Source organism: Thermanaeromonas sp., assembly GCF_021890735.1.
GTDB lineage: Bacteria > Bacillota > DSM-521 > Neomoorellales > Neomoorellaceae > Thermanaeromonas.
The window spans coordinates 64,841-75,540 of sequence record NZ_JAKKUR010000004.1 but is presented as its reverse complement, the minus strand read 5'-3'; the positions used below and the strand labels follow the sequence as shown (position 1 = coordinate 75,540).

The window sequence follows — 10,700 nt, the reverse complement described above, 5'->3', positions numbered from 1 at the left end:
CCATTAAGGCGGTCCAAAATCTACGGTGATTACTTCAGTTCCCACCTTATGGACGGCCTCCCAAGGTATCACCAATTCCTGCCTTTTACCCCAGACAGAAAAAACGTTCTTGGGCCCCGGTAAAACTAACGCCTTTATCTCACCTGTCTCTATGTCGATTATAAGGTCACCTTCTCCCAAAGTTCCCAGGCGAGACCCGTCGTGTATATTGATTACCTCTTTACCCTTCAATTCCATAAGACGCATCCGCTCTCGTCACCTACCGCTTCTTGCGTCCCGGCCACCAGGCCAAAATCAAAGGCTGAATAAGGGCTACTAAAACAGCCAGCAAAGCTAGGGGGTCCATAGACCACCCCCCTAAGGAAACGGTTTCTGGAACTCCAAGCTTAAGAAAGCTAACCAGCATAACCAAGGATAAATATATCCCCCCTGCAATTCCTACCAATTCAGCCAATGCCCTGGAGGCTGGGCTAGGCAGGTTTTCTCCGTTATGCGGAACCCGGTATGCCCGCATTTTAGCTTTTAGTGCCCCGTAAAAAAGCAAGAGCAGGAGGCTGACCGCACCCACAGTAACCAACATGGAAAGCCACCTCCTGCTAAAAAATATGGCGACAACAGCATTTCTATTACTTGGGGCATTTCCTTTGTAGTCTGGTGTATTCTACTACCATGGCGTCTATTTGCCGGCTTAAATTCGCCACCTCCTGGCTTCCCACCCCGTTCCCCCGCTTTAAGGCATCCTCTAGCTGGCGGCGTAACTTTTCTATCTCTTGAGCAAGGATATTTGCTTTATTCATTCAGTTTCCCCTCCAAGCGACTGTAGCCTCCCCGGGAGGATAGCCCCCTTTGCCTCCGGAAATTTTCTTCATTCTTAGTCAGATAGGCCCGGTATAATTCCTCAGCGCTTACCCCTACTTTAAGGCACATGCTAACAAAAAAATGTAAAATGTCTGCTAGCTCCTCCTTCAAAGCGTCTCTGTTTAAAGGATGGGGATTCTTCCACCATTTAAAATTAACCTCTTCGAGAAGCTCGGCGAGCTCTGCTATTATAGCCAGGGCTTCCTTTTGCACCCAAGTAGGCAAATCATATTCGGGAAGCCGGTGGTTCTTTTCAATTTCGGCATCAAGCCTTGCCTGAAGTTCAAAAATATGTTGAAGCCGGTCCACCCTGAGTTTATCCTCCCTTATCAAAGCCTTACAACCCCGCTTGCTCAGCGAGCAACCTAAGGTCCAGCTCCCTTAGGGGTGGGCCTAAAGTAGTTAAAGAAATATTTTCGCTAGAAAATAGATTTTGAGCTACTCTTTTTACATCTTGCGTAGTCACCTTATTCAGGTTCTCTATGACTTCTTCCGTGGTAATTACCCTTCCAAAGGAAAGCTCCGTTTTCCCTAAGCGGCTCATCCTGTGACTCACGTTCTCCTGATTAAGAAGTAAATTACCACGGATCTGATCTTTAGTGCGCTTAAGCTCTTCTTCCGTGACACCTTCATTTTTTACCAGTGCAAGCTGTTTTAAGATAAGCTCAACCACCTGTTGAAAGTTGGAAGGGCTAGTCCCTGCGTATATAGTAAATAACCCCGTATCCACGTACCCTGCATGGTAAGAATACACCGAATAGGCTAAACCGTTATCCTCACGAATAAGCTGAAATAAGCGGGAACTTATTCCCCCACCTAAAATATTATTCAAAGCCTGCAGTGCATAAATATCCCTATCGTCTTGGGCAAGACCAGGAGCGCCCAGGCAAATCTGAACTTGCTCGGTATCTTTAATATTTATACTGACCCCGGGCTTCCCTTGGGGTGGATAATAAATAGCCGGTTCTCCGGGAAGTTCTCGCTGTCCAAAAGCCTTGGCCAGTTTCTCCTCCAGCTCCTGGGTATTGAAATTGCCGGCCGCAGCCAGGACGATATTCCGGGCATTATAATGCTTGTGATAATAATTGCAAATTTGCTCCCTATTTAGCCGTTCTATGGATTGGAAGGTACCTAAGATGGCCCTTCCTAAAGGATGCCCGGGCCACACGGTTTGCGCAAACAAGTCGTGGACCAGTTCATCCGGAGAATCCTCATACATTTTGATTTCCTCTAGAATAACCTTCTTTTCTTTCTCAATATCTTCCAAGCTAAACCGCGGATTAAAAAGCATATCGCTCAACACGTCGATGGCCAAGTCCAGGTGCTCCGCCAGTACACGTGTGTAGAAACAGGTATATTCTTTTGTAGTAAAGGCATTGAGGACACCGCCAACCGATTCTAGGGCTTCGGCAATTTCCTTGGCGCTTCTTTTTTCAGTCCCCTTAAAAAGAAGGTGTTCTATAAAATGGGATACTCCGTGGTTCTCCTCAGTTTCATTACGGGAACCGGCCCGTACCCAAACTCCCAGAGCTACAGAATGGACAAAAGGGATTTCTTCGCTTACGACTCTTATGCCATTGTCTAGAAATATTTTGCGGTACATGCTTTCACCACTTCCAGAAGGGGATTAGTCGTCTTTCCGCGGGTACCCCCTCTTCGGCCACCAAATCGGCGGAAGAAACCTCCTTACCTTGGTACAAAAGGACGATCCGGCCTACAACTTGTCCCTTCTGGACCGGTGCTTTTACACGGGGGTAAAGTATGACCCGCTTTTCCAATTGGCTTATTTTATCCTTAGGAACCGCCCAGGCCACTTCCCGGGAGGCTACAGCCCCTATCTCTTGCTTTTGGCCGTTACGTACGTAAACCGTACCGACCCTTTGCCCCTCTCGTACCTTCTCCAGGTAGAAACTATTAAATCCGTAGTCCAGCAAATTGCTAGCATCTTCATATCTGTCGTCGCTTCTTAAAACTACGGCTATGAGCTGCCGACCGTTCCTCGTAGCCGAGGCAACCAAACACTGGCCTGCCGCGTTGGTGGTACCGGTTTTTACCCCGTCAGCCCCTGGGTAACTTCCTAAAAGGCGGTTAGTATTATAAAGATACCGCGGCCCGTCGGAAGCCATGATCTCCGCCTGGCGGGTTTTAACCATTTGACTGAAGAGAGGATGGGCAAGGGCATAACGAGTGATGACGGCTAAGTCATAGGCCGTCACGTAGTGGCCCTCAGCGGGAAGGCCGTTAGGGTTCACGAAACGGCTCCGGAAGGCTCCGAGTAAAACGGCCTTCCGGTTCATAAGCCAGGCAAAGGTTTCTTCTGATCCCGCCAGATGTTCTGCTATCGCTACCGTAGCGTCGTTCCCGGAACTTAACAACGCTCCTTTAAGAAGGTCCTCTAACCGAAGTACCACACCCGGCACTAAATCGATACTGGCCCCCGGAGTACTGGCTGCATATTTACTTACTTTAACATAACCATCTAAACGTCCCAATTCCAACCCCAGGATAGCCGTAACGATCTTGGTAGTGCTTGCCGGAGGGCGCTCCTGGTGGGCATTCTTAGCATATAAAACCTGACCGGTACTGGCCTCCAAGAGAATGGCCGCCGCAGCGCTAACCCAGGGCGCCTCTTGGGCTTTTACTTGCAACGGGAAGGTTATACACAAAAAAAAGACGGTTAAAACCTTACGCCAGAGATTCATCCTTCTCCTCCTCGAACAACTTTATCACCTTCTATTATGTTCGAGGAGGAACTCAACTATAAAACTAATCTATAAGATTTCGGATACCGTAACCAAAGCATATCCTCGCCTCTGTAATTCGTCAATAAGGCCTGTTAAAGCTTGGGTGGTGGCAGCAGTGGGATGAAGCTGAACAATAGCTCCGTTTTGGCTATGGGATGTTACTGCTTTTATAATATCTTCTGGTTTAGTACCTGGCAAGTAATCTCCCGGGTTTATTGTCCAAAGGATAAATTTATACCCCAGATCGGCCGCGGCATTGATAACATGGGGTTTATTCTCCCCATAGGGGGGAGTATAAAGGGAGGGTTTGCGCCCCGTCAAGCCCGTAAGCACTTCTTCTGCGCGCTTTATATCCCGGCGTATTTCTTCAGGGCTCAGGTTGTTTACATGTAAATGAGCGTAGCCGTGATTTCCTACTTCATGGCCAGCATCGGCCACTTTTTTAACTAATTCCGGAAACTTATCCGCCCACTGCCCGGTAAAGAAAAAGGTAGCCCGCGCCTTTCCTTGAGCAAGAAGCTCTAAAATACGTGGCAGGTACTCCTCTCCCCAATCCACATTAAATACCAGGGCTATAGCCTTCTTGCTTGCATCACCCTGGTATATAGGCGCCATCTTACTCACGTAAACCGCTCGTGCCGCCCACCATAACCAACCACCAAACACTAACCCTCCAGCTAAGACAACCAACCCCCCAAGTATCAAACTGCGGCGTCGCCAGTAGAGCACACGCAAATCTTTCACCCACTTCCCGCTTTTTTATTTGAAAGCTCATACATAAATATATGCTCTACTGGCGAAGGGTTAGCAATTTAAAATCAACTTTAGCGCAGTCGGCGCTCACGGCCAGGGCGCCGGTAGGCAGGCCGTGTAGGAGCAGAGGAACTTTGTAGGGCCCGTAAAGCTTCCTTACGTGACAGCCTTATCCTGCCCTGAGCGTCAAATCCTATAGCCTTCACCAGTATTTCGTCTCCCTCTTTTACCACATCCTCAACCCGGTTTACTCTCCCTTCAGCTAGCTGGGAAATATGCACCAGTCCTTCCTTTCCAGGCATCCCCAGCACACCCGGTATAATCTCCACGAAAGCACCAAAATCGGTTATCCTGGTTACCCGGCCATTATAAATCTTACCCACCTCTATATCTTTAGTAAGGGCTTCTATAATCTGGAGGGCCCTTTCCCCAGCTTTAGCGTCGCTGGCAGCTATGAATATGCGGCCATCATCTTCGATATCAATTTCTACCCCGGTCTCTTCTATGATCTTTTTGATTACTTTACCGCCCGGGCCTATGATATCGCGTATTTTGTCCGTATCCACCACCGTGGTGAGCATGCGTGGAGCATAGGGAGATAGCTCTTTCCTAGGCTCAGGCAAAACCTCCAGCATCTTTCTCAAAATATACAACCGGGCCTGCCGGGCCTGCTCCAGAGCTTGGGATAATATATCACGGTCAATACCCGGTATTTTGATATCCATCTGTAGTGCTGTTACTCCGCGTTCTGTACCGGCAACTTTGAAATCCATGTCTCCCAAAGCATCTTCAATACCCTGGATATCGGTTAAGATAGCAACTTTATCTCCTTCTTTAACTAAACCCATAGCCACGCCTGCCACCGGGGCCTTAATAGGTACCCCGGCATCCATAAGGGCCAGAGTACTGCCGCATACACTCCCCATGGAGGTAGACCCGTTAGAGCTTAAGACCTCGGATACAAGCCTAATAGCATAAGGAAACTCGTCTTCCGAAGGGATCATAGGCTCTAAAGCGCGCTCCGCCAGAGCGCCGTGGCCTATCTCTCGGCGGCCGGGGCCTCTTATGGGTCTTGCTTCTCCCACCGAATAAGGCGGGAAATTATAGTGGTGCATGTAACGTTTGGATTCTTCTACCCCTAGATCATCTAGGATTTGCTCATCACTTACTGAACCTAAGGTGGTTACGGTGAGGATCTGTGTCTCTCCCCTGGTAAATAAGGCTGAACCGTGCGTTCGCGCCAGAACTCCTACCTCACAGCTTATCGGGCGGATCTCATCTAACTTCCGGCCGTCTACGCGTATCCCTTCTTCTAATATGAGCTTACGTACGATCTCCTTTTGCACCTGGGTTACTATATCGCGTACTTGTTTCTCGAGCTCAGGTTGTTCTACGGCCGCTTCACCTTGGGCAGCCAATATTTCCTGGACAATAGACTCCCTACAGGCTTCTAAGTTTTTCTCCCGGACTTGTTTTCCCCATTTTTCCGCTATCCCCTGCCGTATCACCTCTTCCAATCTACTCCAAGCTAAAGATCGGGTAGCTTCCTCAATCCCCGGATATAGTTCCACTACCGGAACTTCTTGCTTTTCCTTAGCTAATCCTAAATTTTTAGCTTCCTGGTAAAACTCCTCGATAAATGCAACAATGCGTTTAATTTCCTCATGACCGACCATTATGGCCTCCAAAAGGAGGTCTTCAGGTACCTCATCAGCTCCGGCTTCCACCATCATAATAGCTTCATGGGTACCTGCCACCACCAGGTGAAGCTTGCTTTCCTCGTCCTGTTTTAACGTAGGGTTTATTATCGGCTTTCCTTCAATGAGGCCTACAGCTACTGCACCTATAGGCCCGTTAAAGGGGATGTCAGAGATGGTTAGTGCTGCCGAAGCCCCTATTATTCCGGCCACGTTAGGAGGACAGTCTTGGTCTACTGATAGAACCGTAGCTACTACATGCACATCATTTCGGTAACCTTTAGGAAAAAGGGGCCGTATAGGCCGGTCAATCAAGCGACTGGAGAGTATGGCCTTCTCACTGGGTTTACCTTCCCTTTTTATGAATCCCCCCGGTATTTTACCGGCCGCATACAAACGTTCTTCGTAATCAACAGTTAGCGGAAAGAAATCAATCCCTTCCCTCGGCTGCTCCGAAGCCGTGGCAGTAACCAATACCATGGTGCCTCCGTACTGAACCAGAACGGCTCCACCAGCCTGTCTCGCCAGCCTCCCGGTCTCTAAAATAAGATCCCGGCCGGCTACAGTAAGTGCTTTACGTAATACCGGTTGCATGAACTCCCTTTTTCCTCCCCTGTTGTGTTAACTTGGATGATCTAGTATTAATTCGACATTTATCATAGTATTTCCTGCCAGGCCCGCTCATAAAATCGACCAGGTACTACAAATAAAAGGAGCGGCTTTACCGCTCCCCGTCCTTTAGTGCCTTAAACCTAACGTCTCCACTACCTGGCGGTATCTTTCCACATCGGTTTCCCGAAGGTAATTGAGGAGACGCCGGCGCTGGCCTACCATTTTAAGAAGGCCGCGGCGCGAATGATGGTCCTTACGGTGTATTTTGAGATGCTCGGTTAAAGAATTAATACGCTCCGTTAAAATAGCTATCTGAACCTCGGGTGACCCCGTATCTGTTTCATGTCTCTGGAAGCGCTTTATAATTTCTTGCTTTTTTTCCTTTTCTAGAGCCACAATTTACTCCTCCCTTTACCTAAATCGCCCACAGCCAAGGAAAGCGCCGGAGGCTCGCTTGCCCTAGCTAGGGTTCATTTTTCATTTAGTTAGTATTATATAATGAACCATTAGGCCCATGCAACTATTTCCCGATAATTGTAATGATTAATCGCCCGGCCGGCACATCTTTTATAACTAAATCGAAGGCCCTACCCGAGGAGGCCAAGAAACCCCGAAATCTAGTAGCTATCACAACGCGTCCCGGAATCTCTCGAGCAGCAGACACCACATCATTCACATCTATACCTTCCTGCCGAAGCTCTTTCAAGCGCTTTCGCCCGTGGGCGGTAAAGATTACCCGCACATCGCACCAGCTCCACTTAACCCGGGAGGCCCTCATGAAACTTTAGCTGCCATAATCATCTTACGTTGCTTTTAAAGACGTGGTTACGCTTTTTAAGACCTGTCTAGCCCTCCTTATATCGATTTTTATCTGTTCGACCAAATCATCGGAGCTGGCAAAAGCCTTCTCTGGTCGCAGGAAATATCTTAATTCTACCTTAAGTTTTTCTCCATAAAGGGACCCTGAAAAATCCAGAAGATAAACCTCTACAGTAGGCATAAGATTGGGACCGAAGGTGGGCCGCTTCCCTATGTTGACTATTCCCTCGCGCCAACAACCATTAGGAAGCCCGACCCGACAAGCATATACTCCATAGGCAGGGAGCATAACCTCTGGAGCTACGGCTATATTAGCTGTAGGAAAACCTAGAAGTCGGCCGCGTCCCTCACCTGACACTACACGTCCTATAAGAGTCGGCCAGTATCCTAAAAGTTCTTTAGCTAGCAATACATCGCCTTGCGCTAGTGCTTCTCGGATTGCAGTGCTGCTAACAATACGCTCACCCAACTTCACCGGCGGAATAACTTCTACCTCGAACCCGAGCTCCCTACCTAAAGCAGACAATAACGACGGGTTACCGCGCCCTCCCCGTCCAAAGGTATAGTTAAAACCCACAGTCACTAGGGAAGGACAAAAATAAGGCCATAAGATCTGGTGCACGAACGCTTCCGGGGTTAAGGAAGCAAGTTTTAAATCAAAGGTTAAAAAATAAAGAAAATCGGCACCTAATCCAGCTATAAGCTCAATCTTTTGCTCTTTAGTGGTAAGTAAACCCGGAGGCTCCCCCGGGTTGAGGACTAGGGCTGGGTGAGGATCGAAGGTAATAACTACTGACGGACAGCCCTTTTGTCGGGCCTTTTCAACTGTAGTACGAATAAGCTTCTGATGTCCACGGTGGACACCGTCAAAGTTTCCTAAAGCTACGCAGCACCCCTTTAGTTCACTGGTTCCTTCCAACCCGTAGCGTACCCTCATAATGTCCCGTTTCCTTACCCCTTAAACTCTAATCTAAGGTAAAAATAACTTTCTCGGGTTTTAGAAATCCTTCACCCATCCTCTCAGAGTACAAAGCTATACCTAAGAACCCTCCTTCCTCCTTGTGTAAGCGCACCCGTGCTCCCCGGCAGAGGCCAGAAGGCCACTCTTTCCAAAGACCGACGGGCACAAAGGAACCATCTAAAAACCTTTTTGCTCCTTCTTTTTTTACCACTACGGCGGGCAAGTGTTGCACACCTGCTTCCGGAGGAAGCAGAAAATCCCTCCGGCCTTCTTTAGCTACCCTGACGATCTCTTCTAAAGCCCAGGCCGTTTCAATTTTAAATGGTCCCGCCTGCGTTCTTAATAGAAATTGTGAGGCAGCTCCATAACCTAAAAATTCTCCTAAGTCGTGGCAGAGGGTGCGCACATAAGTCCCCTTGGAACAAGTTACTTCTAGAAGGGCTCGCGGATAAGGGCCTTCAGGCCATATCTTTATTACTTTTAGCTCATACACAATAATTTTCCTGGCCTGGCGGGGTAATTCCTTGCCTTCCCGGGCCAGATCGTAAAGACGCCGACCCCGATGGCGAATGGCTGAAAACATAGGGGGAACTTGTTCAATTTCTCCCGTAAAGTGGGGAAGGGCACGAAGGAGGCGCTCTTCCTCCAGTCTTTCTACAGGAGAGCGCTCCACTACTTCTCCCTCGAGATCATGGCTCGTGGTTTTGATGCCGAAAACTACCTCAACTCGGTAACATTTGCGCTCACCCTGGACATATTCTAAAAGGCGCGTGCAACGACCTAAAGCCACCGGCAATACCCCACAGGCTAAGGGATCCAAGGTACCTCCGTGGCCCGCTTTGTCTATCCCCAATATCTCTTGCAAGCGTTCCACTACTTCCCGGGAGGTAGGGCCGGGAGGTTTTAATACGTTAATAAACCCTGCCGCCATGATCCAAACGATCACCTACCACCCTAATTACCTGCTCTACCGCCTCTTCTATAGAACCCCGAATGAGGCAACCTGCGGCCCGTCTATGCCCTCCACCACCAAAAAGGGCGGCCACCTCGTTGACATCTACCTGCTTTTTGGAACGCAAGGCTACTTTAACAACCCCCGGCTCTAATTCCCTAAAAACCGCTGCTACTTCTACACCGGCTATGGAACGAGGGTAGTTCACCAGTCCCTCGGCATGTTCACCCTTTGCACCTAGCCTGTCCATTACCTCCCGTTTTACTACTAACCATGCCACCTTCCCCTCATAGGCTAAAGAAAGCGTGGGTAAAACCTCAGCTAAAAGGCGAATAGCCAAGAGAGGTTTATTCTCCCACAAATATTCCCGAATAAGGGCCAGATCAGCTCCTAGGTCTAAAAGGTCGGCAGCAATCCTTAAAGTACGGGCCCGGCAATTTTCAAATTGGAAGGACCCCGTGTCGGTTACCAGAGCAGTATACAGTGCAGTGGCTATGCCACTATCTATGCAAAGCCCGTCCATCTCCTTTAATACAGCATAAATTAATTCTCCAGTAGCAGCCGCCTCCTCATCCACCAGGTTGAAATCGCCAAAAAGAGTGTTACTGGTATGGTGGTCAATGTTAATGACCCGCTCGACTTTTTGCTTCCATGAACCAAAACCCTCCGCCACCCTTTCCAAATCTGTGCAGTCTACCACTACCAGGAGAGAGGGTACGAAAGTAACCTGGTCGGGCAGCAATATGTCTTCGCTACCCGGAAGAAACCTGTACATTTCCGGTACCGGATCCCCTATTACAGCCGCTACCCGAGCTCCCAACTGACCCAAGGCTCTGGTCAGGGCCAACGTAGAACCGATACAGTCCCCGTCAGGTAAACGGTGGGAAGCAACTATTACCTCCTTAGCCCGTACCAAGTCAGCGGCTATATCGGCTGCGGTATTCATAGCGCTTTACCTTTCCTCCGCTTTAATTTGGGATAAAAGCCGGGCTATACGGTCTGCGCGCTCAATAGATGCATCATATTTAAACACGATTTCCGGTACCACGCGCAACTTTATCCGCCGTCCTATCTCCCTGCGGATAAAACCTGTAGCCCGGCTCAATGCCTCTAAAGTTTGCCTTTTTTGTTCTTCGTCCCCGTAGATGCTGACGTATACCTTGGCGTGCTGCATATCATTAGATAGCTCCACATCGGTTACTGTTACAAAACCGATCCGGGGATCCTTGATTTCGTCCTGCAAAAGCTGTGCTATTTCTTTTTTCATCTGCTCCGCTACCCGTTCCACCCTTATCGACATATCA

14 protein-coding genes are annotated in these 10,700 nt (G+C 48.8%); all 14 read right to left on the bottom strand.

Going from position 1 to position 10,700, the window contains the following annotated elements:
• Positions 1-3 precede the first annotated feature (3 nt).
• A complete protein-coding gene (locus tag L5656_RS01880) occupies positions 4-246 on the bottom strand; it encodes a YlmC/YmxH family sporulation protein (protein WP_297198201.1) in 243 nt (80 codons plus the stop codon).
• Positions 247-259: 13 nt separating this feature from the next.
• Positions 260-580: a hypothetical protein gene (locus tag L5656_RS01875; protein ID WP_297198198.1), complete on the bottom strand. Its 321-nt coding sequence runs from the start codon at positions 578-580 to the stop codon at positions 260-262.
• Between the two features lie 46 nt (positions 581-626).
• A complete protein-coding gene (locus L5656_RS01870) occupies positions 627-797 on the bottom strand; it encodes an aspartyl-phosphate phosphatase Spo0E family protein (RefSeq protein ID WP_297198195.1) in 171 nt (56 codons plus the stop codon).
• Positions 790-1,167: a dUTPase gene (locus tag L5656_RS01865; protein WP_297198193.1), complete on the bottom strand. Its 378-nt coding sequence runs from the start codon at positions 1,165-1,167 to the stop codon at positions 790-792. The genes L5656_RS01870 and L5656_RS01865 overlap by 8 nt, the downstream gene beginning before the upstream one ends.
• Positions 1,168-1,195: 28 nt before the next feature.
• Positions 1,196-2,461 carry a M16 family metallopeptidase gene (locus L5656_RS01860; RefSeq protein WP_297198191.1) on the bottom strand — a complete coding sequence of 422 codons (1,266 nt, stop codon included), beginning with the start codon at positions 2,459-2,461 and terminating at the stop codon, positions 1,196-1,198.
• A 4-nt stretch (positions 2,462-2,465) separates the two neighbouring features.
• Complete coding sequence (locus L5656_RS01855; RefSeq protein ID WP_297198189.1) at positions 2,466-3,560, bottom strand: D-alanyl-D-alanine carboxypeptidase family protein; 1,095 nt, start codon at positions 3,558-3,560, stop codon at positions 2,466-2,468.
• Positions 3,561-3,629: 69 nt separating this feature from the next.
• Complete coding sequence (locus L5656_RS01850; protein WP_297198186.1) at positions 3,630-4,346, bottom strand: polysaccharide deacetylase family protein; 717 nt, start codon at positions 4,344-4,346, stop codon at positions 3,630-3,632.
• An 80-nt stretch (positions 4,347-4,426) separates the two neighbouring features.
• On the bottom strand, positions 4,427-6,646 hold the full coding sequence (gene pnp, locus L5656_RS01845) for a polyribonucleotide nucleotidyltransferase (RefSeq protein ID WP_297198183.1): 2,220 nt from the start codon (positions 6,644-6,646) through the stop codon (positions 4,427-4,429).
• Positions 6,647-6,790: 144 nt separating this feature from the next.
• Positions 6,791-7,060 carry a 30S ribosomal protein S15 gene (rpsO, locus tag L5656_RS01840; protein WP_297198180.1) on the bottom strand — a complete coding sequence of 90 codons (270 nt, stop codon included), beginning with the start codon at positions 7,058-7,060 and terminating at the stop codon, positions 6,791-6,793.
• 124 nt (positions 7,061-7,184) lie between these two features.
• Positions 7,185-7,406 (bottom strand): hypothetical protein, encoded by a 222-nt coding sequence (locus L5656_RS01835; protein ID WP_366017794.1) that lies wholly within the window; start codon positions 7,404-7,406, stop codon positions 7,185-7,187.
• A gap of 60 nt (positions 7,407-7,466) precedes the next feature.
• Positions 7,467-8,420 (bottom strand): bifunctional riboflavin kinase/FAD synthetase, encoded by a 954-nt coding sequence (locus L5656_RS01830; RefSeq protein WP_297198173.1) that lies wholly within the window; start codon positions 8,418-8,420, stop codon positions 7,467-7,469.
• A 28-nt stretch (positions 8,421-8,448) separates the two neighbouring features.
• The gene (gene truB / locus L5656_RS01825; protein WP_297198170.1) at positions 8,449-9,390 is read right to left on the bottom strand and encodes a tRNA pseudouridine(55) synthase TruB; all 942 of its coding nucleotides are present in this window, start codon (positions 9,388-9,390) and stop codon (positions 8,449-8,451) included.
• Positions 9,356-10,342: a DHH family phosphoesterase gene (locus tag L5656_RS01820; protein WP_297198167.1), complete on the bottom strand. Its 987-nt coding sequence runs from the start codon at positions 10,340-10,342 to the stop codon at positions 9,356-9,358. Before L5656_RS01820 ends, truB begins: the two co-directional genes overlap by 35 nt.
• A gap of 6 nt (positions 10,343-10,348) precedes the next feature.
• Entirely contained in the window at positions 10,349-10,696 is a 348-nt protein-coding gene (gene rbfA / locus L5656_RS01815; RefSeq protein WP_297198164.1) for a 30S ribosome-binding factor RbfA, read from the bottom strand.
• Positions 10,697-10,700: the final 4 nt, after the last annotated feature.

What these genes read in the sequence shown, in the direction of transcription:
- L5656_RS01880 (WP_297198201.1), bottom strand. Translation starts at nt 246, where the DNA reads ATGCGTCTTATGGAATTGAAGGGTAAAGAGGTAATCAATATACACGAC.
- L5656_RS01875 (WP_297198198.1), bottom strand. Translation starts at nt 580, where the DNA reads ATGTTGGTTACTGTGGGTGCGGTCAGCCTCCTGCTCTTGCTTTTTTAC.
- L5656_RS01870 (WP_297198195.1), bottom strand. Translation starts at nt 797, where the DNA reads ATGAATAAAGCAAATATCCTTGCTCAAGAGATAGAAAAGTTACGCCGC.
- L5656_RS01860 (WP_297198191.1), bottom strand. Translation starts at nt 2,461, where the DNA reads ATGTACCGCAAAATATTTCTAGACAATGGCATAAGAGTCGTAAGCGAA.
- L5656_RS01855 (WP_297198189.1), bottom strand. Translation starts at nt 3,560, where the DNA reads ATGAATCTCTGGCGTAAGGTTTTAACCGTCTTTTTTTTGTGTATAACC.
- pnp (WP_297198183.1), bottom strand. Translation starts at nt 6,646, where the DNA reads ATGCAACCGGTATTACGTAAAGCACTTACTGTAGCCGGCCGGGATCTT.
- L5656_RS01830 (WP_297198173.1), bottom strand. Translation starts at nt 8,420, where the DNA reads ATGAGGGTACGCTACGGGTTGGAAGGAACCAGTGAACTAAAGGGGTGC.
- L5656_RS01820 (WP_297198167.1), bottom strand. Translation starts at nt 10,342, where the DNA reads ATGAATACCGCAGCCGATATAGCCGCTGACTTGGTACGGGCTAAGGAG.
- rbfA (WP_297198164.1), bottom strand. Translation starts at nt 10,696, where the DNA reads ATGTCGATAAGGGTGGAACGGGTAGCGGAGCAGATGAAAAAAGAAATA.